At 57.9% G+C, this 22,667-nt stretch carries 22 protein-coding genes; 13 read left to right on the top strand and 9 right to left on the bottom strand.

Annotation, left to right across the window (positions count from 1 at the left end; translation table 11 throughout):
* Nucleotides 1-11: 11 nt before the first annotated feature.
* Nucleotides 12-926, bottom strand: a complete 915-nt coding sequence (locus IAE50_RS07335; protein ID WP_200579930.1) for a LysR family transcriptional regulator — start codon at nucleotides 924-926, stop codon at nucleotides 12-14.
* A gap of 72 nt (nucleotides 927-998) precedes the next feature.
* Between IAE50_RS07335 and IAE50_RS07330 the strand changes: the two genes are divergently transcribed.
* Nucleotides 999-1,955: an MBL fold metallo-hydrolase gene (locus tag IAE50_RS07330; RefSeq protein WP_200579929.1), complete on the top strand. Its 957-nt coding sequence runs from the start codon at nucleotides 999-1,001 to the stop codon at nucleotides 1,953-1,955.
* 282 nt (nucleotides 1,956-2,237) lie between these two features.
* On the opposite strand, the gene yohP is transcribed toward IAE50_RS07330, so the two are convergent.
* Nucleotides 2,238-2,342 (bottom strand): small membrane protein YohP, encoded by a 105-nt coding sequence (gene yohP / locus IAE50_RS07325; RefSeq protein WP_223284180.1) that lies wholly within the window; start codon nucleotides 2,340-2,342, stop codon nucleotides 2,238-2,240.
* An 88-nt stretch (nucleotides 2,343-2,430) separates the two neighbouring features.
* Between yohP and IAE50_RS07320 the strand changes: the two genes are divergently transcribed.
* Entirely contained in the window at nucleotides 2,431-3,204 is a 774-nt protein-coding gene (locus tag IAE50_RS07320) for an SDR family oxidoreductase (protein WP_200133306.1), read from the top strand.
* Here the strand turns inward: IAE50_RS07320 and IAE50_RS07315 are convergent.
* Nucleotides 3,201-3,785, bottom strand: coding sequence for a DedA family protein (locus IAE50_RS07315; protein ID WP_034813043.1), 585 nt, complete (start codon nucleotides 3,783-3,785; stop codon nucleotides 3,201-3,203). The genes IAE50_RS07320 and IAE50_RS07315 overlap by 4 nt on opposite strands.
* A gap of 158 nt (nucleotides 3,786-3,943) precedes the next feature.
* On the opposite strand from IAE50_RS07315, the gene IAE50_RS07310 reads away from it, so the two are divergent.
* Both IAE50_RS07310 and pbpG read left to right on the top strand, forming a co-directional pair.
* Nucleotides 3,944-4,531 (top strand): Yip1 family protein, encoded by a 588-nt coding sequence (locus tag IAE50_RS07310; RefSeq protein ID WP_094421034.1) that lies wholly within the window; start codon nucleotides 3,944-3,946, stop codon nucleotides 4,529-4,531.
* 172 nt (nucleotides 4,532-4,703) lie between these two features.
* A complete protein-coding gene (pbpG, locus tag IAE50_RS07305; RefSeq protein WP_023479816.1) occupies nucleotides 4,704-5,654 on the top strand; it encodes a D-alanyl-D-alanine endopeptidase in 951 nt (316 codons plus the stop codon).
* Here the strand turns inward: pbpG and IAE50_RS07300 are convergent, their stop codons facing one another.
* Together IAE50_RS07300 and dld are read right to left on the bottom strand one after the other, a co-directional pair.
* On the bottom strand, nucleotides 5,655-6,209 hold the full coding sequence (locus IAE50_RS07300; protein ID WP_042715932.1) for a GNAT family N-acetyltransferase: 555 nt from the start codon (nucleotides 6,207-6,209) through the stop codon (nucleotides 5,655-5,657).
* A gap of 99 nt (nucleotides 6,210-6,308) precedes the next feature.
* A complete protein-coding gene (gene dld / locus IAE50_RS07295; RefSeq protein ID WP_200579928.1) occupies nucleotides 6,309-8,069 on the bottom strand; it encodes a D-lactate dehydrogenase in 1,761 nt (586 codons plus the stop codon).
* 219 nt (nucleotides 8,070-8,288) lie between these two features.
* Here dld and bglX point away from each other — a divergent pair, with 219 nt between their 5' ends.
* From bglX to IAE50_RS07270, 5 genes are all read left to right on the top strand, one after another.
* Nucleotides 8,289-10,586, top strand: coding sequence for a beta-glucosidase BglX (gene bglX, locus IAE50_RS07290; RefSeq protein ID WP_094193113.1), 2,298 nt, complete (start codon nucleotides 8,289-8,291; stop codon nucleotides 10,584-10,586).
* 140 nt (nucleotides 10,587-10,726) lie between these two features.
* Entirely contained in the window at nucleotides 10,727-11,644 is a 918-nt protein-coding gene (locus IAE50_RS07285) for an ABC transporter substrate-binding protein (RefSeq protein WP_200579927.1), read from the top strand.
* Nucleotides 11,645-11,650: 6 nt separating this feature from the next.
* Nucleotides 11,651-12,805, top strand: coding sequence for an ABC transporter permease (locus IAE50_RS07280; protein WP_200133303.1), 1,155 nt, complete (start codon nucleotides 11,651-11,653; stop codon nucleotides 12,803-12,805).
* A complete protein-coding gene (locus tag IAE50_RS07275; RefSeq protein ID WP_200579926.1) occupies nucleotides 12,798-13,745 on the top strand; it encodes an ABC transporter ATP-binding protein in 948 nt (315 codons plus the stop codon). The genes IAE50_RS07280 and IAE50_RS07275 overlap by 8 nt, the downstream gene beginning before the upstream one ends.
* Nucleotides 13,729-14,466: an ABC transporter permease gene (locus tag IAE50_RS07270; RefSeq protein WP_200579925.1), complete on the top strand. Its 738-nt coding sequence runs from the start codon at nucleotides 13,729-13,731 to the stop codon at nucleotides 14,464-14,466. The genes IAE50_RS07275 and IAE50_RS07270 overlap by 17 nt, the downstream gene beginning before the upstream one ends.
* Here the strand turns inward: IAE50_RS07270 and IAE50_RS07265 are convergent.
* Both IAE50_RS07265 and IAE50_RS07260 read right to left on the bottom strand, forming a co-directional pair.
* On the bottom strand, nucleotides 14,441-14,554 hold the full coding sequence (locus tag IAE50_RS07265) for a protein YohO (protein WP_023479821.1): 114 nt from the start codon (nucleotides 14,552-14,554) through the stop codon (nucleotides 14,441-14,443). The genes IAE50_RS07270 and IAE50_RS07265 overlap by 26 nt on opposite strands.
* Before the next feature lie 60 nt (nucleotides 14,555-14,614).
* Complete coding sequence (locus IAE50_RS07260) at nucleotides 14,615-15,349, bottom strand: MerR family transcriptional regulator (protein ID WP_200133300.1); 735 nt, start codon at nucleotides 15,347-15,349, stop codon at nucleotides 14,615-14,617.
* A gap of 219 nt (nucleotides 15,350-15,568) precedes the next feature.
* Between IAE50_RS07260 and IAE50_RS07255 the strand changes: the two genes are divergently transcribed.
* Genes IAE50_RS07255 through IAE50_RS07245 form a run of 3 tightly spaced genes read left to right on the top strand, consistent with a single transcriptional unit; the run spans nucleotide 15,569 to nucleotide 18,493 of the window.
* Nucleotides 15,569-17,257 carry a sensor histidine kinase gene (locus IAE50_RS07255; RefSeq protein ID WP_042715944.1) on the top strand — a complete coding sequence of 563 codons (1,689 nt, stop codon included), beginning with the start codon at nucleotides 15,569-15,571 and terminating at the stop codon, nucleotides 17,255-17,257.
* Nucleotides 17,251-17,970, top strand: a complete 720-nt coding sequence (gene btsR, locus IAE50_RS07250) for a two-component system response regulator BtsR (protein WP_128482595.1) — start codon at nucleotides 17,251-17,253, stop codon at nucleotides 17,968-17,970. Before IAE50_RS07255 ends, btsR begins: the two co-directional genes overlap by 7 nt.
* Before the next feature lie 52 nt (nucleotides 17,971-18,022).
* Complete coding sequence (locus tag IAE50_RS07245; protein WP_023479843.1) at nucleotides 18,023-18,493, top strand: DUF1456 family protein; 471 nt, start codon at nucleotides 18,023-18,025, stop codon at nucleotides 18,491-18,493.
* A 91-nt stretch (nucleotides 18,494-18,584) separates the two neighbouring features.
* On the opposite strand, the gene IAE50_RS07240 is transcribed toward IAE50_RS07245, so the two are convergent.
* Nucleotides 18,585-19,040 (bottom strand): YehR family lipoprotein, encoded by a 456-nt coding sequence (locus IAE50_RS07240; protein ID WP_023479721.1) that lies wholly within the window; start codon nucleotides 19,038-19,040, stop codon nucleotides 18,585-18,587.
* Nucleotides 19,041-19,130: 90 nt separating this feature from the next.
* A complete protein-coding gene (metG, locus tag IAE50_RS07235; protein WP_076770344.1) occupies nucleotides 19,131-21,161 on the bottom strand; it encodes a methionine--tRNA ligase in 2,031 nt (676 codons plus the stop codon).
* Nucleotides 21,162-21,326: 165 nt separating this feature from the next.
* Between metG and apbC the strand changes: the two genes are divergently transcribed.
* Nucleotides 21,327-22,436, top strand: coding sequence for an iron-sulfur cluster carrier protein ApbC (gene apbC, locus IAE50_RS07230; RefSeq protein ID WP_200133297.1), 1,110 nt, complete (start codon nucleotides 21,327-21,329; stop codon nucleotides 22,434-22,436).
* Nucleotides 22,437-22,667 lie beyond the last annotated feature (231 nt).

The following is a 22,667-nucleotide window of genomic DNA, read 5'->3' as shown; positions in this document are numbered from 1 at the left end:
CTGGCAGAGCGTCAGACGATAAGCGCAGCGATAAAGGTTTTGAGCCACATCACCGCCGGATCGCTACTGTGGCGCTGATGCCAGAGCATGGCCACTTCAATCGGCTCCGCATCGAGCGGTAACGGGCTGCGCATCAATCCACGGGTGCGCTGCCACTCATCCGCCAGCCCGGCGGGGACCGTTGCCAGTGCGGGCATCGTCTCCAGTAAACCCGGCAGCGCGGCGAAGTGCGGCGTGGTGTAGTGGATCTGCCGCTGATAGCCGCTTTTTGCCAGCAGGGTATCAAAATGGCTGCTGCTCGCTTCGCGATAGCTGACCATCAGATGTCGTTGCGCGGCAAAGGTCTGCACATCCAGCGGCGCGCTGAGTGTTAACTGCTGCGGATGCCACAGGGTGGCAAACGGCATGGTGGTTAACACTTCGCGCTCCAGCCAGCGCGGCCCGCCAACCGCGACGCTGACCGCCATATCCATTTCTCCGCCCTCAAGCCGTGTGGCATCGCTGAAGGGATCGCTTGCCACCACGTTCAGGCGGATGCCGGGCGCATGCTGCATCAGCGCCGGAATCAGCTTCGGCATCAGCCATATCTCGACCCAGTCCGCCATGCCCAGCGTCAGCGTCGCCTTTGCGGTTTGCGCATCGAACGCCGCCTGTTGAAACAGCGCGCTCTGTAACTGCTCCAGCAGCGGCAGGAGTTCACTGTGCAGTTCGCTGGCGCGGGAGGTGGGCTGCATTTTGTGACCGCTGCGAATAAACAGCGGATCGTCAAACAGCGTACGCAGACGCGACAGCACACCGCTCACCGCCGGCTGGCCCAGATGCAATTTATCCGCTGCCGCAGAGACGCTCTGCTCGCGGTACAGCACGGCAAAGGCGATCAGCAGGTTCAAATCGATCTTGCGGAAATCATTCTCTTTGATAGTCATTATTGCTCCAATCAATTGGAGTGATAGTAGCGGGCGAAACATACTGGCGCAATGCAAAACAGGAGAGAAATAATGAAATATTATCCGCTACTGCTGGCGCTTACTGCCGCCGGGCTGACTATGCAACACGCCATCGCCACGCCGCTTTCCACTCAGCAGGCACAGGCACCGGGCTACTATCGGATGGCGCTGGGTGACTGGCAACTTACCGCCGTCTCGGATGGGACGGTTAAGGTGCCGCTGGACAAGCTGCTGATCAATATCACGCCGCAGCGCTTACAGACGCAGATGGCGCAGGCCAATATGGCAGTGCAGGCCGAAACCTCCATCAACGCCTTTGTCATCAACACCGGTAAGCAGCTGATTCTGGTCGATACAGGTGCCGGAGCGCTGATGGGCGATGCGGGCGGGCATCTGCCGGAGAATCTGCGCGCTGCGGGGATCGATCCGGCCGCCATTGATCTGGTGCTGCTCACCCATATTCATGGCGACCACTCCGGTGGTGTGCAGCGTGATGGCAAACCGGCGTTCCCGAATGCCACCGTGCGCGTCGACCAGCGCGATGTCGATCTGTGGCTTAATCCGAAGCGGGAGTCGGAGGTAGAGGAGGGGCAACGCCACACCTTCGCCGAGTCCGAACGCTCACTCCGCCCGGTGATCGATGCCGGTAAGCTAAGCACGTTCCATGCGCCAACAACAATCCTCTCCGGCATTGAGGCGATCCCGGCAGCCGGACATACGCCGGGCAGCGTGATCTACCGCGTTACGCACGGCGGAAAAACCGTGATGCTGTGGGGTGACATTATTCACGCTCAGCCAGTGCAACTGCCCGACCCCAAAGTGGCGATTCATTTTGATGTCGATCGTAAGCAGGCGGTGGCAACGCGCGAGAAGGTGTTGGCGCAGGTGGCGCGTGAAGGTGACTGGGTAGCGGCGGCGCATATCGCCTTCCCCGGGATTGGCAAAGTGATAAAAGCCGGGAACGGTTATCGCTGGGTGCCAATCAATTACAGCGCGAAGGGCGAGTAACATTTGCAAAAGGCCCGGTGGCATTAACGCGCACCGGGCCTGGATTTCCCAGGCCGGATAAGGCTTCGCCGCCATCCGGCAATGTCGTAATGCCTGATGGCGCTTCGCTTATCAGGCCTACAACAAAAAGCCCGGTGACGTAAACGCGCACCGGGCCTGGATTTGGTAGGCCGGATAAGGCGTTCGCCGCCATCCGGCAATGTCGCAATGCCTGATGACGCTTCGCTTATCAGGCCTACAACACCCGAGTCATTCCGCTGAAGCCGCCATCCGGCAGGGGTCTTAGAAAATCATCTTAAAGACGCCGGTTACCACCAGCAGGCCAATCAGGAAAATAATCAGGATCGCCCAAAGTAAAAATTTCATCATTTTCGTCTTCCTTCTCATGTGTTAGTTACAGCAAGCCTAGTCAATCTCTCAACATTGCGCCTTTTTTCTATACTTAACTGCTTATTAAATAATCGGAGAGAAGCGCATGTCGGCAAACAAAGTAGCAATCGTCACCGCCGCAGACTCGGGCATCGGCAAGCAGAGCGCGCTGATGCTGGCAGAGCGGGGATTTGATATTGGCATTACGTGGCACTCGGATGAGCGCGGCGCGCAGGAGACAGCGCAAAAAGTAGAAGCTTTTGGCCGCCGGGCTGAGACCATCCAGCTCGATCTCAGCCATCTGCCGGAAGGCGCGCAGGCGATTGAAACGCTTATTGCCCGCTTCGGGCGTATCGACGCGCTGGTCAATAACGCCGGTGCGATGAGCAAAGCCCCGTTTCTCGATCTCACTTTTGAGGACTGGCGCAGCATTTTCACTGTCGATGTCGATGGCGCGTTTCTCTGCTCGCAGATCGCCGCCCGTCATATGGTGAAGCAGGGGCAGGGCGGGCGCATCGTCAATATCACTTCCGTTCACGAGCACACGCCGTTGCCGGAGGCGACTGCCTATACCGCAGCAAAACATGCGCTTGGAGGGCTGACGAAATCAATGGCGCTGGAGCTGGTTCCGCACAACATTCTGGTCAATGCCGTTGCGCCCGGCGCCATCGCCACGCCGATGAACAACATGAGCGATGATGATGCGAAACCCGGCTCGATGCCGAACATCCCGCTGGCGCGCCCGGGCACAACGCGGGAGATCGCCAGCATGGTCGCCTGGCTCTGCGCCGATGATGCCAGCTACACCACCGGGCAGTCGTTTATCATTGATGGCGGCTTTATGCTGGCAAATCCGCAGTTTAAACCGCAAAAAGCTTAGTTATCGCCCGGATTCTCTTCACGTTTTTTCCTGCGGTGGCGAAACCACCACCGCAGGCAGAAGACCAGCGCAATGGCAATAACCACCCAGATCCAGCGCTTCGCATGCTGATCGAAGGACTCCAGCCACGGCGTAATCACTTCCCCGCCAACATAGCCCAGCGTGGTGAAGATCAGCGCCCAGATAAACGCGCCTAAGATATTCAGCGGCAGAAAGATTTTCGGTTTTAAATGGCTGGTACCAATCAATATCGGCCCGATAATACGAAAGCCATACATAAAGCGTGTACCAATCACGAACAGATAGGGGTGACGGCGAATAAGCGCCTGCGCCTGATGGATCTTGCCGCGGTAGCGGGTGAAGCGGCGCAAAATTTTAACGCCATAGCGGCGGCCCACAAAGTAGAGCAGCTGATCGCCAATAATGCCGCCCAGGGCGACCGCGAGCACCACCAGCGGAAAGCGCAGCAACCCCTGATGCACCGCCACACCGCCAAGCAGGGTGATGGTTTCGCCCTCGGCGAGGCTGCCGACCAGCAGCGCGGCGTAGCCATACTGGCTAATAAGCTGATTGATATCCAGTGTCATTACATCCTCCTGTAAAACGTCTTTAAGCATATACCTGCATCCGGCTTTGCGCTGCGTTCAATCATTTCGGCTTTTTTCTGCTGTACAAAAAATAATCATAAAAGTGACGTATACTTACAGCTCGATGTTCGGGCTTTCAGTGAGGGGGCGTTATGAACCATGTCTGGGGACTCCTGTCCCATCCCGATCGTGAAATGCAGGTGATCAAACGCGAAAACGAGACCGTTTCGCACCACTACACCCACCATGTGCTTATCATGGCGGCCATTCCCGTAATCTGTGCATTTATTGGTACCACGCAGTTTGGCTGGAGCTTCGGCGAGAATGTCGTCGTGCCTCTGTCGTTATCTACCGGTTTTTACCTGGCAATTCTCTTTTATGGCCTGATGCTGGCGGGCGTCGCGGTGATGGGGCGCGTTATCTGGTGGATGGCGCGTAACTATCCGCAGCGTCCATCGCTGGCGCGCTGCATGGTGTTTGCCGGTTATATCGCAACCCCGATGTTTCTCAGCGGCATTGTCGCGCTCTATCCGCTAGTGTGGCTCTGCGCGCTGGTCGGCACCGTTGCGCTCTTTTACACCGGTTATCTGCTCTATGTCGGCATCCCGACCTTCCTTAATATCAACAAGGAAGAGGGGCTCAACTTCTCCAGTTCGACGCTTGCCATCGGCGTACTGCTGCTGGAGATCCTGCTGGCGCTGACGGTGATCCTCTGGGGTTACGGCTACCGCCTGTTTTAACTCTCCCGGCGTTGCTGGCACACCCTGCTGGCAACGCAATTTCTCGCAACGATTCTTCTCTGGCGGCAACCCTGCGCGGCGGCTATTATGCCAGAGCCAGCCCTGTTATAACTCTCATGAACAGAAGCGGTGTGCGTTATAACGCGCGTGAATAATTTTCAGAAGCCTCACCATGCAGAAATTTCGAGTCTCTCTTTTAAGCCTGGCCCTTGCACTGAGTGCGCCCTTCGCGCCGATGGCGCAGGCAAAAACAGCCGTTGCGGTTGCCGCAGCACAGCCGGAAATCGCCTCCGGCAGCGCGATGATTGTCGATCTGCAAACCAATAAGGTGATCTACTCAAGCCACCCCGATCTGGTGCGCCCGATTGCGTCTATTACCAAGTTGATGACCGCGATGGTGGTGCTGGATGCGCGCCTGCCGCTGGATGAAAAATTAAAAGTCGATATCAGCCAGACGCCAGAGATGAAAGGGATCTACTCCCGCGTGCGGCTGAACAGTGAGATCAGCCGCAAAGATATGCTGCTGCTGGCGCTGATGTCGTCGGAGAACCGCGCGGCCGCAAGCCTCGCGCACCACTATCCCGGCGGCTATAAAGCCTTTATCGCCGCGATGAACGCCAAAGCGCGCGCGCTGGGCATGACCCATACGCGCTACGTCGAGCCGACCGGCTTGTCGATCCAGAACGTCTCCACCGCCCGCGATTTAAGCAAGCTGCTGATCGCCACCAAACAGTACCCGCTGATTGGCCAGCTCAGCACCACGCGCGAAGAGATGGCGACCTTTGCTAATCCGGCCTATACGCTGCCGTTTCGCAACACCAACCATCTGGTCTACCGCGATAACTGGAATATTCAGCTGACGAAAACCGGCTTTACCAACGCTGCGGGCCACTGCCTGGTGATGCGCACGCTGATTGGCAACAAACCGGTGGCGCTGGTGGTGATGGATGCCTTTGGCAAATATACCCACTTTGCCGATGCCAGCCGCTTACGCACCTGGATCGAGACCGGCAAAGTGCAGCCGGTGCCCGCTGCCGCGTTAAGCTACAAGCGCCAGAAAGCGGCGCAGATGGCACAAACGCCGCCAGGCTCGGCGGGCGAACTGACCGCGCAAAACGATTAATTACTCCGGCAGCGTCCAGTCACCGTCGTTGAGTGGACGCTGCATAATCAACGTATCCCGCCAGTCTCCCTGCTTATAGCCGACGCTGCGCAGCTGTCCGGCCACTTCAAATCCATGTTTTTTATGCACTCTTAGCGAACCGGCATTGTTATGCCCGTCGCCAATCACCGCGATCAGCTGCCGCCACGGCCCCTCTTCACAGCGGGCGATCAGCGCGCCAAGCAGCGTCGAGCCGATGCCGCGCCCGGTCATGCTGGCATCGACATAAATCGACTCTTCAAGGGTGTAGCGGTAGGCCGGGCGCGGGCGATAAAAACCGGCGTAGCAATAGCCGACGATCACGCCGTGAAAGAGCGCCACCAGCCACGGTAACCCGTCGGCGGCGAGCTTGCTCATGCGGCTGCGCATCTCATCAATCGTGGGAGGCACCTCTTCAAACGAGGCGCGGCCATTCAGCACGTGCCAGGCGTAGAGGGAGGCAATGGCGTGTACATCGTCGGGGCGGGCGTCACGCACCTCGACCGCAGGACCAGAGAGAATATCAACAGCTGACATCGGGCGCGCTCCTTTCAACGCAACGCGCCAGAGAGAGGATTCTCTGGCGCTGTCGCTACTCTATTACGAAAGGCGCGCGCAGCACAAAACGGCGAGGGGCTACTTTATCGCCGGATCGGCGGGATGCTCTGCCTGAGCGGTCTCCTGCCAGAATTTGCGCTTACTCGTCTTACCAATACCGGGGTTCATGCTGTTAGTTGGATCATTTTCCCGATAAAAACGTTTGAGTGTCTCCGGGGCTTCATAGAGGTGACCGACGTTATGCTCGGCGGGATATTGCGCCCCGCGCTGCGCCAGCAGTGCCAGCATCTGCTCCTTCAGGGCGTGTACATCGACGCCTTTTTTAACAATGTAATCCTGATGGAAAACGTGGCACATAAAGTGGCCGTAATAGAGCTTGTGCACCAACTGGCTGTCAATCTCTGGCGGCAGGTGCTCAAACCACTCTGTGTCGTTGCGGCGCAGGGCGATGTCGAGCGCCAGAATATCCTCCACCTCGTCGGCATGCACCGCCTGATAGCGGATCGCGGCCCCGGCGGCGGCAAAACGGTGCAGAAACGCTTTGCTCCCTTCCTCCGGCGTACAGACAAAGAAGTCCCCTTCGGCGTCAGCAAAAAAGGCCTTCAGCCAGTTTTGCGCCTCATCAATACCGCCGCCGGACATCTTCAGCAGCAGATGGTGCTGATACTTATCGCGCCACTCCTTCATGCGCGAGGGGAGGTGCGAGGGGAAGAGACCGCTGATTTTTTGCAATGAGCGGTCGATAAAGTGCGGTTTAAACACCGTCGCTTTATCGAGCAGCGCGTCGGTGCGCCCTTTAATATTGAAAAAGAGCGGCATCTTGTCAGTACCGAGCTTGTCGATCATCAGGAAGGTGTCTTTGCCGTAGCGCTCGGCGATATCGTAAATATCGCGGTGCATGTACTCCCCGGCAACCGGCAAATGGTCGAAATTGGCCAGAATATGGCGGCGGATCTCCGTTAACACCGCAGTCTGGTTAGTGCCGATATAAAACACCTGTTGGCGTGCTTCTGCCGGGAAGGTGTCGAGACGCACGGCAAATACCGCCAGCTTGCCCGCGCAGCCGGAGGATTCAAACAGGCGGTCGGGGTCGGCGTTATAGCGCGCCGGGGTTTCGGCTTCCACATCGCGCACGCGGTTGATGTAATCATGATCGTGGCCGTGGCGCTGGTCGTGAAGCACATCACCGGGTTGAATACGATCGTCATCCAGCTTGCCGAGGATCTGCTCCGGCGTTTCGCCAAGCTTAATGCCCAGATGATTGACCAGTTGCAGACGGCCCTGATCGTCAATGCGCGCAAACAGCGACATCTCGGTGTAGGCCGGGCCGCGCTGCACCAGCGATCCGCCGGAGTTATTGCAGATCCCGCCAATCACCGACGCGCCGATGCAGGAGGAGCCAATCACCGAGTGCGGCTCGCGTCCCAGTGGTTTCAGGGCTTTTTCCAGCGAGTAGAGCGTGGTGCCCGGGTAGGCCAGCACCTGCTCGCCGTTATCCAGCAGGTGCAGTTTATCGAGGCGCAGGGTGCTGATAATGACGATATCGCGGTCGTAATCATTGCCGTTCGGCGTCGAGCCTTCCGTCAGGCCGGTATTTGCCGCCTGCATCAGAATAATTTTGTCGGCAATCACGCAGGCGTTAAGAACGCGCCATAATTCAACCAGCGTGCCGGGAAAGACCACCGCCAGCGCATCGCCCTGGCCGGAGCGGAAACCTTTACGGTAGCGGGCGGTTTTGGCCGGATCAGTAAGCAGGTGAGAAGCACCCACTAATCGTTTGAGTTCGTTAATGAAAGTGTTATTTGACTGGGTCACGATCCACTCCTTGTGGCGAAGCATAAATAAAAAGGATGCTCTGCTTCACGCCGGTTGCAGGCTGCGTGAATGATATTGTGAATATTTCGTTACTAATGTTAGCTCCAGAGGAGGCCCGAAGGGGAGCGAATTAACATAAAAATCAGAGCCTGGCGCTGCAAGACGTGCCAGGATTATGGCACACTGCGTTTTTCCGCGGCCCGTTACCGCGGTTTTTGCTGAAAATACAAGAGAGTAAACGACATGAAATGGCTATGTTCTGTAGGTGTCGCTGTGAGCCTTGCGCTGCAACCCGCGCTGGCCGAAGAGATGATTGCTAACCATCCTTTGACGCCGCAAGCCAGGGACGCCTTTGTCACTGACCTGCTTAAAAAGATGACCGTGGATGAGAAAATAGGCCAGCTGCGCCTGATAAGCGTCGGGCCGGATAACCCGAAAGAGGCGATCCGCGAGATGATTAAAGCAAGCCAGGTCGGGGCTATTTTTAACACCGTCACCCGCCAGGACATTCGTGCCATGCAGGACCAGGCGATGCAGCTTAGCCGCCTGAAAATTCCTCTCTTCTTTGCCTACGATGTGGTGCACGGTCAGCGCACCGTTTTCCCAATCAGCCTTGGCCTCGCCTCCAGCTTTAACCTCGACGCGGTGAAAACCGTCGGGCGCGTCTCCGCTTATGAAGCCGCCGATGATGGCCTGAATATGACCTGGGCACCGATGGTTGACGTCTCGCGCGATCCGCGCTGGGGACGCGGCTCGGAAGGCTTCGGGGAAGATACCTTTTTAACCTCGGAAATGGGCCGCACCATGGTGGAAGCGATGCAGGGCAAAAGCCCGGCGGATCGCTACTCGGTGATGACCAGCGTCAAACACTTCGCCGCGTATGGCGCAGTGGAGGGCGGTAAAGAGTACAACACCGTCGACATGAGCCCGCAGCGGCTGTTCAACGACTATATGCCGCCCTACAAAGCGGCACTCGACGCCGGTAGCGGCGGGGTGATGGTGGCGCTTAACTCTTTGAACGGCACACCGGCTTCCTCCGATTCGTGGCTGCTTAAAGATCTGCTGCGCGATGAGTGGGGTTTTAAAGGCATCACCATTTCCGATCACGGCGCGATTAAGGAGCTGATTAAACACGGCACCGCCGCCGATCCGGAAGATGCCGTGCGCGTGGCGCTGAAGTCCGGCATCAACATGAGCATGAGCGATGAGTACTACAGCAAATACCTGCCGGGGTTGATCAAATCCGGTAAGGTGACGATGGCGGAACTGGACGACGCCACGCGCCATGTGCTGAACGTCAAATATGATATGGGGCTGTTTAACGATCCCTACAGCCACTTAGGGCCGAAAGAGAGCGACCCGCAGGACACCAACGCCGAAAGCCGTCTGCACCGCAAAGAGGCGCGGGAAGTGGCGCGCGAAAGTATGGTGCTGCTGAAAAACCGTCTGGAAACGCTGCCGTTGAAAAAATCGGGCACCGTGGCGGTGATTGGGCCGCTGGCGGACAGCAAGCGCGACTCCATGGGCAGCTGGTCTGCCGCCGGAGTTGCCGATCAGTCGGTCACCGTGCTGACCGGTATTCGTGACGCGCTGAAGGACAAAGGCGAGGTGATCTACGCCAAAGGGGCGAATATCACCAATGATAAAGGCATTGTTGATTTCCTTAACCTTTATGAACCGGCGGTGGTGGTTGATCCACGCTCTCCGCAGGCAATGATCGACGAAGCGGTAGCCGCAGCGAAGAAATCTGACGTCGTGGTAGCGGTGGTCGGTGAAGCGCAGGGGATGGCGCATGAAGCCTCCAGCCGCACCGATATCACCATTCCGCAGAGCCAGCGCGATCTGATTACCGCCCTGAAAGCGACCGGCAAGCCGCTGGTGCTGGTGCTGATGAACGGGCGTCCGCTGGCGCTGGTGAAAGAGGATCAGCAGGCTGATGCTATCCTGGAAACGTGGTTTGCCGGTACCGAAGGCGGCAACGCCATCGCCGACGTGCTGTTTGGCGATTACAACCCTTCCGGGAAATTGCCGATGTCCTTCCCGCGCTCCGTGGGTCAGATCCCGGTCTACTACAGCCACCTGAATACCGGTCGTCCTTATAACGCCGATAACCCGAACAAATACACCTCCCGCTACTTTGATGAAGCCAACGGCCCGCTCTATCCCTTTGGCTATGGTCTGAGTTACACCACTTTCAAAGTGTCGGATGTGAAGATGTCTGCGCCAACGCTGACCCGCGGTGGCAGCGTGGATGCAAGCGTTGAGGTGACCAACACCGGCAAGCGCGAAGGGGCGACGGTGATCCAGATGTATGTGCAGGATGTTACCGCGTCGATGAGCCGCCCGGTGAAACAGCTGCGCGGCTTTAAGAAGGTCAACCTGAAACCGGGTGAGACGCAGACCGTCAGCTTCCCGATCGATGTCGACGCGCTTAAGTTCTGGAACCAGCGCATGAAGTACGACGCCGAGCCGGGCAAATTCAACGTCTTTATCGGCGTCGACTCCGCCCGCGTCAACCAGGGCGAGTTTGAATTAAAGTAACCACTCATCAGGCCGGGCAACCGGCCTTTTTTATTACCCGCTTTACCGTTTCGCACCGCTTCACCTTCGCGTCGCTATTTTTCAGCTACGCTTTTTTCTCAAGCTGCTGATAAAGGCAGTAAAAAAATGAGGGATAAATTATGACACTCAGCCGAAAACTTGCCTGCTCAGTGGCGCTAATGGCCGCCGTAAGCTTATCGTTGCAGGCCGCAGAACCGATCAAAGTGGGATCGAAAATCGATACCGAAGGGGCGTTGCTGGGCAATATCATTTTGCAGGTGCTGGAGAGCCACGGCGTAAAAACCGTCAATAAAGTGCAACTCGGCACCACGCCGGTAGTGCGCGGCGCCATCACTTCTGGCGAGCTGGATATCTACCCGGAGTACACCGGCAACGGCGCATTCTTCTTTAAAGAGGAGAACGATCCGGCGTGGAAAAACGCGCAGCAGGGCTACGAGAAGGTGAAAAAACTCGATGCCGAGAAGAACAAGCTTATCTGGCTGACGCCTGCGCCGGCCAATAACACCTGGACCATCGCCGTGCGTCAGGATCTGGCGCAGAAGAACAAACTCACCTCCCTTGACGATCTCAGCCGTTACCTGAAAAACGGTGGCGAGTTCAAACTGGCCGCGTCGGCGGAGTTTATTGAGCGTGCCGATGCGCTGCCTGCTTTCGAAAAAGCCTACGGCTTCGATCTGAAGCAGGATCAGCTCCTGTCGCTGGCTGGTGGTGATACGGCGGTGACCATTAAAGCGGCGGCGCAGCAAACATCCGGCGTTAACGCTGCGATGGCTTACGGCACCGACGGCCCGGTGGCGGCGCTCGGCTTACAGACATTAAGCGATCCGAAAGGCGTACAGCCGATCTACGCCCCGACGCCAGTGGTGCGTGAAGCGGTGCTGAAAGCCTACCCGGAGCTGGATAGCTGGCTGAAGCCGGTCTTTGCCAGCCTCGATGAGAAGACCCTGCAGAAGCTGAATGCCAGCATCGCTGTGGAGGGGCTGGATGCGAAGAAAGTCGCGGCGGACTATCTGAAAGAAAAAGGCCTGGTGAAATAAGGCGTGATGGAGGGATCGAAACGCTGCCACAACCGCGTGCTGCTGCTGCTGGTTGTGCTGGGAGGGCTGGCGGCGTGGCTGCCGTTTATCAACTATGCGCCAAACCGGCTGGTTTCCGGCGAAGGGCGCGCGCTGTGGCAGCTGTTTAGCGGCCTGTGGCTGCTTGCGCCCGCGCTTCTGCTGATCCTCTGCTTTATACCGGGGCGCAGTGCGCAGGCGGCAACGCTGCTGCTGGCTGAACTTCTCTTCTGCCTACTGGTGTGGAGCGCAGGCCGCGCGGCAACGGATCTGGCGCAGAGCGGCAGCGCGCTGGCGCGTACCTCGCCCGGTAGCGGCTTATGGCTATGGCTGGCGCTCAGCCTGCTCGCCTGTAGCGATGCCATTCGCCGCCTTGTTGCTCACCCGGTGTGGCGCTGGCTGCTGCATGTGCAGATTTGGCTGTTGCCGCTCTGGCTGCTGCTTAGCGGCGAGCTGGATAACCTCTCGCTGCTGCATGAGTACCGCAACCGCCAGGAGGTGTTTGATGACGCGCTGGCGCAGCACTTAACCTTGCTGTTCGGCACGCTGCTCCCGGCATTAGCCATCGGTTTCGCGCTCGGGCTGTGGTGTTATCGCCATCCGGCGCGGCAGGGGCCGGTCTTTACCGCGCTCAACATTATCCAGACTATCCCCTCGGTGGCGCTGTTTGGCCTGCTGATTGCACCATTGGCCGGGCTGGCGCAGCACTTCCCGTGGCTCGCATCGATAGGCATTGCCGGTACTGGCATCACCCCGGCGCTGATTGCGCTGATCCTCTACGCGCTGTTACCGCTGGTGCGCGGCGTGGTTGCCGGGCTAAATGAGGTCTCTGCCGACGTGCTGGAGAGCGCGCAGGCGATGGGCATGAGCGCTGCGCAGCGCTTCTGGCAAGTGCGTATTCCGCTGGCGTTGCCGCTGTTACTGCGCAGCCTGCGGGTGGTGGCGGTTCAGACGGTTGGCATGGCGGTGATCGCCGCGCTGATTGGCGCAGGCGGCTTTGGCGCGCTGGTCTTCCAGGGGCTGCTCAGCAGCGCGCTGGATTTGGTGCTGCTCGGGGTGATCCCGGTTATCGGCCTGGCGGTGGTGATTGACGCCCTGTTTGATCTTGCCCTCGCGCTGTTGAAGGTAAAACACCATGATTGAATTTCACAACGTTTCCAAAACCTTTGCCGGGCAGCGGGCGGTTAACCAGCTTAATTTGCAGATGAAAACCGGCGCGTTTTCGGTGCTGATTGGCACCTCCGGCTCGGGAAAATCGACCACCCTGAAGATGATTAACCGCCTTGTCGAACACGACGAGGGGACGATCACCTTCGCCGGGGAGGAGATCCGCAGCCTGCCGGTGCTCGAACTGCGCCGCCGCATGGGCTACGCCATTCAGTCGATTGGGCTTTTCCCCCACTGGACGGTGGCGCAGAACATCGCCACCGTGCTGCAACTGCAAAAGTGGTCGCGCGGCAAACGCGACGCGCGGGTGGAGGAACTGATGGCGCTGCTCGGGCTGGAGCCGGGGCTGCGCGATCGTTTTCCGCACCAGCTTTCCGGCGGGCAGCAGCAGCGTGTTGGCGTTGCCCGCGCGCTGGCCGCCGACCCGGAAGTGCTGTTGATGGATGAACCCTTCGGCGCGCTCGACCCGGTCACCCGCAGTGCTCTGCAACAGGAGATGGTGCGCATACACCGCCTGCTCGGGCGCACCATTGTGCTGGTGACCCACGATATTGATGAAGCGTTGCAGTTAGCCGATCACCTGGTTTTGATGGATGGCGGCAACGTCGTGCAGCAGGGGACGCCGCTGGAGATGCTGACCGCGCCGCAGAATAACTTTGTGCGCGAGTTTTTTGGCCGCAGCGAGCTGGGCGTGCGCCTGCTCTCTCTGCGTCAGGTGAGCGACTATCTGCGTAACGACCCGGTCAGCCACGGCGAGCCGTTGCAGGCACAGATGAGCCTGCGCGAGGCGCTCTCCGCGTTTGTCGCCCAGCGCTGCGAGGTGTTGCCGGTGCAGGATGCCCATGGGCAGCCCTGCGGCAGCCTCCATTTCCGCGATCTGTTACGCGGGGAGGCGGGCCGTGAAAATATTGCGTGATCCGCTGCTCTGGCTGCTGGCGCTGTTTATTGCGCTGCTGATGTGGTTGCCCCACAGCGCGCCGCTGTTTAGCGCGCTCTTTCCGCAGCTGCCGCGCCCGGTCTATTTGCAGGAGAGTTTTGTCGCGCTGACCCTTGCCCACTTCTCTTTGGTCGCGCTCTCAAGCGTTATTGCGGTAGCGATTGGCATGGGCGTCGGCATTGCCGTAACGCGACCCGGTGGGGAAGAGTTTCGCCCGCTGGCAGAAACTATCGCCGCCGTCGGGCAGACCTTTCCGCCGGTGGCAGTGCTGGCGATTGCGGTGCCGGTGATGGGCTTTGGCAAAGCGCCAGCCATTATCGCGTTGGTGCTCTATGGCGTGCTGCCGATTTTACAGGGAACACTGGCGGGGATCGCTGCGGTTCCGGCAAGCGTACAGAGCGTGGCGCAGGGGATGGGCATGAGTAACTGGCAGCGGTTGCTCAAAGTGGAGCTGCCGCTGGCCGCACCGCTGATTGTCGCCGGGGTTCGCACGTCGGTGATTATCAATATCGGTACGGCAACCATTGCTTCTACGGTCGGGGCAAGCACGCTGGGAACGCCGATCATCATCGGCCTGAGCGGGTTTAATACGGCCTATATTGTGCAGGGGGCAGTGCTGGTGGCGCTGGCGGCAATCATTGTCGATCGGGGCTTTGAACGGCTGGCGCTACGGCTCAACCGGCACCGCCGCGCACGATAAACGAATAACCAGCCAGCATTACGCCGCCGATCCCGCCGATGGCCATCAGCAGAAAGATCGCGATGACAAGAATTTTACCAGGCTTCATCTCAGGCTCCTTTTAAGTGAGGCCGGCATTATAAAGGCATTGTGAGTTGTTAATGAAACATTAAATGCCGAGAAGCCACACCTGATGCCCCGTCTCCTGCCAGGCCTGCAACTGCTGCTGTTGCGCGGAGGAGGGGGAGTCGCCGCACCACACCAGCAGCATCTTGCCTTTGAACATCTCCGGATGAAACTGAGTGAACGGGTGCGCAAGAATGCCGACCTGCCACTCCTGCTGACTGGCGATCCAGCCTTCAATCCACATCCGCGTGCTGTCCTGGACACCCCAGCCGACCACCAGCGCCGGACGGCCATGCGCCTGCTGCCGCGACGCCGATAAGTTGTCGGCTATCAGGCTAATCAGAATGCCATCCAGCAGGCTAAGCTTTGCCTGGTAAGCGGGGCGCGTGCCCTGCAAGCGTGCGCGTAGGGGGTTAATCAACTGCTGTGCCAGCGTTTTTGCCGGGTGGTCGCGCATCAGCTCGCTCAGCCACTGCTGGAGGGTGTTGCCATCTCGCTGTTGCAGCAGATGCATCGCCCGCTCCTGATGGCTTTGCCAGACGTAGTGACGCTTGTCGCTGCTGTTCGCCAGCAGCGCCTGAACTTTACTCACCTGCACGCCCGATTCAACCCAGTGCTGGATTTCACGAATACGATCGATGTCCGCCTCGCTGAAGAGCCGGTGGCCGCCATCCGTGCGTTGCGGGGTTAACAGACCGTAGCGGCGTTGCCACGCGCGCAGTGTGACGGGGTTGATATCGCATAACAGAGCAACTTCACCGATAGTGTAAAGCGCCATGATCTCTCCTTTGCTTCCCGAATGCCGGTATAACTGTAGACCTTTCTTAGGGGTGAAGACAACAACAGTAACGTTTTGTTTACTCTTTATTCATAACTGCGCATACCCAGGCACAATATGTGACTCAGAGCACGAATTTCTCTTTTTTTAACCTCTGTCGAAGAAACCATCGCCGACTCGCTGTATGTTACGCGCTTTATGTGATGCGGTGTGGCGGATATGTACGAGTTCAATCTGGTGTTGCTGCTGCTTCAGCAGATGTGTGTGTTTCTGGTGATCGCCTGGCTGATGAGCAAGACGCGCCTCTTTATCCCGCTGATCCAGGTCACCGTGCGTCTGCCGCACAAGCTGCTCTGTTACGTCACCTTCTCCATTTTCTGTATTCTCGGCACCTATTTCGGTCTGCATATTGAAGACTCCATCGCCAATACCCGTGCGATTGGCGCGGTGATGGGCGGCCTGCTTGGCGGCCCGCTGGTCGGCGGGCTGGTGGGGCTGACCGGCGGATTGCACCGCTACTCAATGGGCGGCATGACCGCACTGAGCTGCATGTTCTCGACCTTTATCGAAGGGCTGCTCGGCGGGCTGGTGCACAGTTTTCTTATCAAGCGCGGGCGTACCGACCGCGTGTTCAACCCCTTTACCGCCGGGGCGGTCACCTGCGTGGCGGAGCTGTTACAGATGGTGATCATCCTGCTGATTGCCCGCCCCTTCGAAAGCGCGCTGCATTTAGTGCAGAGCATCGCCGCGCCGATGATGGTGACCAATACCGTCGGCGCGGCGCTGTTTATGCGCATCCTGCTCGACAAGCGCGCCATGTTTGAGAAATACACCTCGGCGTTTTCCGCCACGGCGCTGAAAGTGGCGGCCTCCACCGAAGGGATTCTGCGCCAGGGCTTTAATGAAGAGAACAGCATGAGGGTGGCGCAGGTGCTCTATCAGGAGCTGGATATCGGCGCGGTGGCGATCACCGATCGCGAACGGCTGCTGGCCTTTACCGGCGCGGGGGACGATCACCATCTGCCGGGGCGGCCTATCTCCTCCGTCTGGACGCAGCGGGCGATTGAGACCGGCGAAGTGGTCTACGCCGACGGCAATGAGGTGCCGTATCGCTGTTCGCTGCACCCGCAGTGCAAGCTCGGCTCGACGCTGGTCATCCCGCTGCGCGGTGAAAACCAGCGCGTGGTCGGGACTATCAAACTTTATGAGGCGAAAAACCGCCTCTTTAGCTCCATCAACCGCACGCTGGGGGAGGGGATTGCGCAGCTGCTCTCGGCGCAGATCCTCGCCGGGCAGTATGAGCGGCAAAAAGCGCTGTTGACCCAGTCGGAGATCAAACTCCTGCACGCGCAGGTCAACCCGCACTTCCTGTTTAACGCGCTCAACACCATTAAAGCGGTGATCCGCCGCGACAGCGATGAGGCCGGGCTGCTGGTGCAGTATCTCTCGACCTTTTTTCGTAAGAACTTGAAACGCCCCGCAGAAATCGTCACCCTTGCGGATGAGATTGAGCATGTAAATGCCTATTTGCAGATCGAAAAAGCGCGCTTTCAGGCGCGGTTGCAGGTACGGCTTGAGGTGCCGGAAGCGCTGGCGCACTTACACTTGCCCGCTTTCACGCTGCAACCGATAGTCGAAAACGCGATCAAACACGGCACGTCTCAGTTGCTGGGCGTGGGCGAGATCACGCTGCGTGCCAGCCAGCAGGCGCAGCATCTGGTGCTGGATATTGAGGATAACGCCGGGCTTTATCAGCCGAAAAACGATGCCGGTGGCTTAGGGATGAGCCTGGTGGATAAGCGGCTGCGCGCCCGTTTTGGCGACGAGTGCGGCATCAGCATCGCCTGCGAGCCGGATCTTTTTACCCGCATTACCTTACGACTCCCTCTGGAGGAAGAGGCATGTTAAGAGTGCTGATTGTTGATGATGAACCGCTGGCGCGGGAAATGTTACGCAGTCTGCTGCAGGAAGAGCGCGATATCGAGGTGGTGGGCGAGTGCGGTAACGCCATTGAAGGGATTAGCGCGGTGCATAAACTGCGCCCCGACGTGCTGTTTCTTGATATCCAGATGCCGCGCATCAGCGGGCTGGAGATGGTCGGCATGCTCGATCCCGGCAACCGGCCTTACGTCGTGTTTCTCACCGCTTTTGATGAGTATGCGGTGCAGGCCTTTGAAGAGCACGCCTTCGACTACCTGCTTAAGCCAATCGAAACGCAACGGCTGACCAAAACGCTCAACCGCTTGCGTCAGGATCGCGGCGTGCAGGATGTGTCGCTGCTGGCGGAAAATCAGCAGCCGCTGAAGTTTATCCCCTGTACCGGTCACAGCCGCATCTGGTTATTGCAGATGGAGGAGGTGGCATTTGTCAGCAGCCGGATGAGCGGTGTTTATGTGACCAGCCACGAAGGCAAGGAGGGCTTTACCGAACTGACGCTGCGCACGCTGGAGAGCCGCACGCCGCTGGTGCGCTGCCACCGGCAATATCTTGTCAATATGGCTTTTCTTAAGGAGATCCGCCTTGAGGATAATGGCCAGGCCGAGCTGCTGCTGCGCGACGGGCTGACGGTGCCGGTAAGTCGACGCTATCTGAAAAATTTAAAAGAGGCGTTGGGGTTGTAAATTCCTGCGCGATGCCTACACTGCGCGCTGGTTCATCATTTCGGAAAGAGACATGCTAAATAACGATATCCTGCGCAGCCTGCGTTACACCCTGCAGGTCGACAACACCGCGCTGGTGCGCATTCTGGCGCTGGCGGACACTGAAGTCACGGCTGAACAGCTGGTCCCGTGGCTGCGTAAAGAGGATGAGGAGGGGTATAAACCCTGCCCGGATATTGTGCTGTCGGCGTTTCTTAATGGGCTGATTTATGAGAAGCGCGGCAAAGATGAGAGCGCGCCGCCGCTCGCCATGGAGCGCAAGCTCAACAACAATATCGTGCTGAAGAAGCTGCGCATCGCCTTCTCGTTAAAGACCGACGATATTCTGGCGATCCTCACCGAGCAGCAGTTCCGCGTCTCAATGCCGGAAATTACCGCCATGATGCGCTCGCCGGAACATAAGAATTTCCGCGAATGCGGCGACCAGTTTTTGCGCTACTTCCTGCGCGGGCTGGCGGCACGTGGGCAGAAGCCGAAGAGCTGACACGCTTTTTGCCCATAAAAAAACCGCATACACGCGAGGTGATGCGGTTTAATTAGCCCGGCAGACAATGTGCTGCCGGGCAGTAAACGACTTATTTCACTTCTTTAAAGCCGCGCGCTTTCAGCAACTCTTCTGACTGCTTCATGCTGATTTTACCGTTAACCGTACCGGTAAATTCAGAACCCTGCAGGCTGTTCAGCTGAGCGAAGTCCACTTCGTTGTAGTCAACTTCCAGCGTCTCCTGAGCATAGGTCTCTTCATACGCTACGCTCTCTTTCACGCCTTTCACGCTCTGGTATTTTTTGCTAATCGGATCCAGAACTTTCATCGCTTCTTCTTTGGTTTTCGCGCCAATAGAGGAGTATTCGATTTTGTTCTTCGCGGTCTGACGCTCTACTTCATCACCCTTGTAGTAGTAAGTCAGCGTCACTTCCGTGCCGCCCGTCGCCCAGGTAAAGGTCTTGCTCTCTTCTTTATCACCACAGCCGGTCAGGCCAACAACTAAAGCGACAGAAAAGAGTGCTGCAATGATTTTGCTGAATTTCACGATAATCCCCTATTTTCCATGTGAGGTAATGTTTTGTAAGACTGCGTATAACAGTATAGAAAAAGGCGCTGAATTCAGCGCCTTATTTTTTTATTTAACTTGTTGGCCCGCTTTTGCACCGCTATCCGGGCTGAGCAGGAAGATATCGCTGCCGCCAGGACCCGCCGCCATCACCATCCCTTCGGAGATGCCAAAGCGCATTTTGCGCGGCGCGAGGTTAGCCACCATCACCGTCAGGCGGCCAATCAGCGCGCTCGGATCCGGGTAGGCGGAACGAATGCCGGAGAAGACATTGCGCTTCTCACCGTCAAGATCGAGCGTCAGGCGCAGCAGCTTATCTGAGCCTTCGACAAACTCGGCGTTCTCAATCAGCGCCACGCGCATATCGACTTTGGCGAAATCGTCAAAAGTGATGGTCTCCTGAATCGGGTTGTCAGCCAGCTCGCCCGTTACCGGTGCAGCAGCGGCTTTGACTTCCTCTTTCGATGCCTCAACCAGCGCTTCCACCTGTTTCATCTCGATGCGGTTATAGAGCGCTTTAAACGGGTTCACTTTATGGCCGAGCAGCGGTTCGTTAATCGCATCCCACGTCAGCGTGGTGTTGAGGAACGCTTCGGTGCGCGCGGCCAGCGATGGCAGAACCGGTTTCAGCCAGGTCATCAGCACGCGGAACAGGTTGATACCCATTGAGCAGATGGCCTGCAGATCGGCATCGCGCCCTTCCTGCTTCGCGACAACCCACGGTGCTTGCTCATCAACATAGCGGTTCGCTACGTCGGCCAGCGCCATGATTTCACGCACCGCTTTACCAAACTCGCGGCTCTCCCACGCGCTGCCAATTGCGGCGGCGGCATCGGTAAAGGTTTTATACAGCGCCGGATCGGCCAGCTCTGATGCCAGCACGCCGTCGAAGCGTTTAGCGATAAAGCCCGCGTTACGCGAGGCCAGGTTCACCACTTTGTTAACGATATCGGCGTTCACGCGCTGGACGAAATCCTCCAGGTTGAGGTCGATATCATCAATGCGCGACGAGAGCTTGGCGGTGTAGTAGTAGCGCAGGCTGTCGGCATCAAAATGGTTCAGCCAGGTGCTGGCTTTAATAAAGGTACCGCGCGATTTGGACATCTTCGCGCCGTTAACCGTTACATAGCCGTGCACGAACAGGTTGGTCGGCTTGCGGAAACCGCTGCCTTCCAGCATCGCTGGCCAGAAGAGGCTGTGGAAATAGACGATATCTTTACCGATAAAGTGATAGAGCTCGGCGTCGGAATCTTTTTTCCACCAGTCGTCAAAGTTGAGATCGTCGCGCTTGTCGCAGAGGTTTTTGAACGAACCCATGTAGCCAATCGGCGCATCCAGCCAGACGTAGAAATATTTGCCCGGCGCGCCCGGAATTTCAAAGCCGAAGTAGGGCGCATCGCGGGAGATATCCCACTGTTGCAGACCGGATTCGAACCACTCCTGCATTTTATTCGCCACCTGCTCCTGCAGCGCGCCGCTGCGGGTCCACGCTTGGAGCATTTCGCTGAACGACGGCAGGTCGAAGAAGAAGTGCTCGGAATCACGCATCACCGGCGTCGCGCCGGAGACCACCGACTTCGGCTCAATCAGCTCGGTCGGGCTGTAGGTCGCGCCGCACACTTCGCAGTTATCGCCATACTGATCCGCCGCTTTACATTTCGGGCAGGTGCCTTTTACAAAGCGGTCCGGCAGGAACATGCCTTTTTCCGGATCGTAGAGCTGGGAGATGGTGCGGTTTTTGATAAAACCGTTCTCTTTCAGACGGGTGTAGATAAGCTCGGCCAACTCGCGGTTCTCATCGCTGTGCGTTGAGTGGTAGTTGTCGTAGCTGATGTCGAAGCCAGCAAAATCGGTCTGATGCTCCTGACTCATTTCGCCAATCATCTGCTCCGGGGTGATCCCCAGCTGCTGTGCTTTCAGCATAATCGGCGTGCCGTGGGCATCGTCCGCACAGATGAAGTTGACCTGGTGGCCGCGCATTCGCTGGTAACGGACCCAGACATCAGCCTGGATGTGCTCCAGCATATGGCCGAGGTGGATGGAGCCGTTGGCGTACGGCAGCGCGCACGTTACCAGAATTTTCTTCGCGACTTGAGTCATAGTTGGCATTACATCTTCTTGAGAAAAAGGGTTTTCGATATTACCAAAAGGGTAACAATCGCGCCAAGCGATAAGGGCATTAATCCATAAATGGATAATTATTCCCTTTGGGGTAAACTTGAGCGCTACAAATGTCGTTTTCAGAACAACTACAAAGGAGTCGGGATGAGTTCGCAATCCCAGGCCAAATCCCCGGAAGCCTTACGGGCAATTGTCACCGGGACGCTGGCCGATTTTCAGCACCCCACCCTCAAACATAACCTGACAGCGCTGAAAGCCGTCCACCATGTTGCATGGCTGGATGAGACGCTGCATGTCGAATTGCTGATGCCGTTCGTCTGGAGCAGCGCTTTCGAAGAGCTGAAAGCGCAGTGCAGCGCCGAACTGCTGCGTCTGACCGGTGCGAGCGCCATCGACTGGAAGCTATCGCACAATATCGCCACCCTGAAGCGGGTGAAAAACCAGCCGGGCGTTAATGGCGTGAAGAATATTATCGCCGTCAGCTCCGGCAAGGGCGGGGTAGGGAAATCCTCTACCGCCGTTAACCTTGCGCTGGCGCTGGCTGCGGAAGGGGCGAAAGTCGGTATTCTCGATGCCGATATCTATGGCCCGTCGATCCCGATGATGCTGGGCGCGGAAAATGAGCGTCCGACCTCGCCAGACGGCACGCACATGGCACCGATTATCGCTCATGGCCTGGCAACCAACTCAATTGGTTACCTGGTGACGGACGATAACGCGATGGTGTGGCGCGGGCCGATGGCCAGCAAAGCGCTGCTGCAGATGTTGCAGGAGTCCATGTGGCCGGATCTCGATTACCTGGTACTCGATATGCCGCCAGGCACCGGCGATATCCAGCTGACGCTGGCGCAAAACATTCCGGTGACCGGCGCGCTGGTCGTGACCACGCCGCAGGATATCGCGCTGATTGATGCTAAAAAAGGCATTGTCATGTTCGAGAAAGTAGAGGTGCCGGTGCTCGGAATCGTGGAGAACATGAGCATGCATGTGTGCAGCAACTGTGGTCACCATGAGCCGATTTTCGGCACCGGCGGCGCAGAGAAGCTGGCGGAGCAGTATCACACGCAACTGCTGGGCCAGATGCCGCTGCATATCTCGCTGCGTGAAGATCTCGATAAGGGTACGCCGACGGTGATCAGCCGCCCGGATAGCGAGTTCACCGCTATCTACCGCAATCTTGCCGGTCGCGTAGCTGCCCAGCTTTACTGGCAGGGTGAAATCATCCCCGGTGAGATCGCGTTTCGCGCAGTGTGATTGAAGATGCCGGATGGCGGCTTCGCCTTATCCGGCCTACGGGCACGAATTCGCTGAAACGGAGTAGGCCGGATAAGCGTTTTACGCGCCATCCGGCAATGGGGTTGGATTAGTGGAATGGTTCCGTTCACCAGGCGTGCGGCGGAATGTTTTACTCATCGGTGCGGTGAACGGGACAAGGGGAGCGGCCGCGCTCCCCTTGTCAATCCCCGCGGCCCCGCGAGGAAATCG

It is taken from the genome of Kosakonia sp. S42 (assembly GCF_016624785.1).
Lineage (GTDB): Bacteria > Pseudomonadota > Gammaproteobacteria > Enterobacterales > Enterobacteriaceae > Kosakonia > Kosakonia cowanii.
This window is presented reverse-complemented; position numbering and strand designations above follow the sequence as displayed.

What these genes read in the sequence shown, in the direction of transcription:
- IAE50_RS07320 (WP_200133306.1), top strand. Translation starts at nt 2,431, where the DNA reads ATGTCGGCAAACAAAGTAGCAATCGTCACCGCCGCAGACTCGGGCATC.
- IAE50_RS07275 (WP_200579926.1), top strand. Translation starts at nt 12,798, where the DNA reads ATGATTGAATTTCACAACGTTTCCAAAACCTTTGCCGGGCAGCGGGCG.
- yohP (WP_223284180.1), bottom strand. Translation starts at nt 2,342, where the DNA reads ATGAGAAGGAAGACGAAAATGATGAAATTTTTACTTTGGGCGATCCTG.
- IAE50_RS07285 (WP_200579927.1), top strand. Translation starts at nt 10,727, where the DNA reads ATGACACTCAGCCGAAAACTTGCCTGCTCAGTGGCGCTAATGGCCGCC.
- apbC (WP_200133297.1), top strand. Translation starts at nt 21,327, where the DNA reads ATGAGTTCGCAATCCCAGGCCAAATCCCCGGAAGCCTTACGGGCAATT.
- metG (WP_076770344.1), bottom strand. Translation starts at nt 21,161, where the DNA reads ATGACTCAAGTCGCGAAGAAAATTCTGGTAACGTGCGCGCTGCCGTAC.
- IAE50_RS07300 (WP_042715932.1), bottom strand. Translation starts at nt 6,209, where the DNA reads ATGTCAGCTGTTGATATTCTCTCTGGTCCTGCGGTCGAGGTGCGTGAC.
- IAE50_RS07265 (WP_023479821.1), bottom strand. Translation starts at nt 14,554, where the DNA reads ATGAAGCCTGGTAAAATTCTTGTCATCGCGATCTTTCTGCTGATGGCC.
- IAE50_RS07335 (WP_200579930.1), bottom strand. Translation starts at nt 926, where the DNA reads ATGACTATCAAAGAGAATGATTTCCGCAAGATCGATTTGAACCTGCTG.
- bglX (WP_094193113.1), top strand. Translation starts at nt 8,289, where the DNA reads ATGAAATGGCTATGTTCTGTAGGTGTCGCTGTGAGCCTTGCGCTGCAA.
- IAE50_RS07260 (WP_200133300.1), bottom strand. Translation starts at nt 15,349, where the DNA reads ATGGCGCTTTACACTATCGGTGAAGTTGCTCTGTTATGCGATATCAAC.
- IAE50_RS07330 (WP_200579929.1), top strand. Translation starts at nt 999, where the DNA reads ATGAAATATTATCCGCTACTGCTGGCGCTTACTGCCGCCGGGCTGACT.
- IAE50_RS07245 (WP_023479843.1), top strand. Translation starts at nt 18,023, where the DNA reads ATGCTAAATAACGATATCCTGCGCAGCCTGCGTTACACCCTGCAGGTC.
- dld (WP_200579928.1), bottom strand. Translation starts at nt 8,069, where the DNA reads ATGCTTCGCCACAAGGAGTGGATCGTGACCCAGTCAAATAACACTTTC.
- btsR (WP_128482595.1), top strand. Translation starts at nt 17,251, where the DNA reads ATGTTAAGAGTGCTGATTGTTGATGATGAACCGCTGGCGCGGGAAATG.
- IAE50_RS07280 (WP_200133303.1), top strand. Translation starts at nt 11,651, where the DNA reads ATGGAGGGATCGAAACGCTGCCACAACCGCGTGCTGCTGCTGCTGGTT.
- IAE50_RS07310 (WP_094421034.1), top strand. Translation starts at nt 3,944, where the DNA reads ATGAACCATGTCTGGGGACTCCTGTCCCATCCCGATCGTGAAATGCAG.
- IAE50_RS07255 (WP_042715944.1), top strand. Translation starts at nt 15,569, where the DNA reads ATGTACGAGTTCAATCTGGTGTTGCTGCTGCTTCAGCAGATGTGTGTG.
- pbpG (WP_023479816.1), top strand. Translation starts at nt 4,704, where the DNA reads ATGCAGAAATTTCGAGTCTCTCTTTTAAGCCTGGCCCTTGCACTGAGT.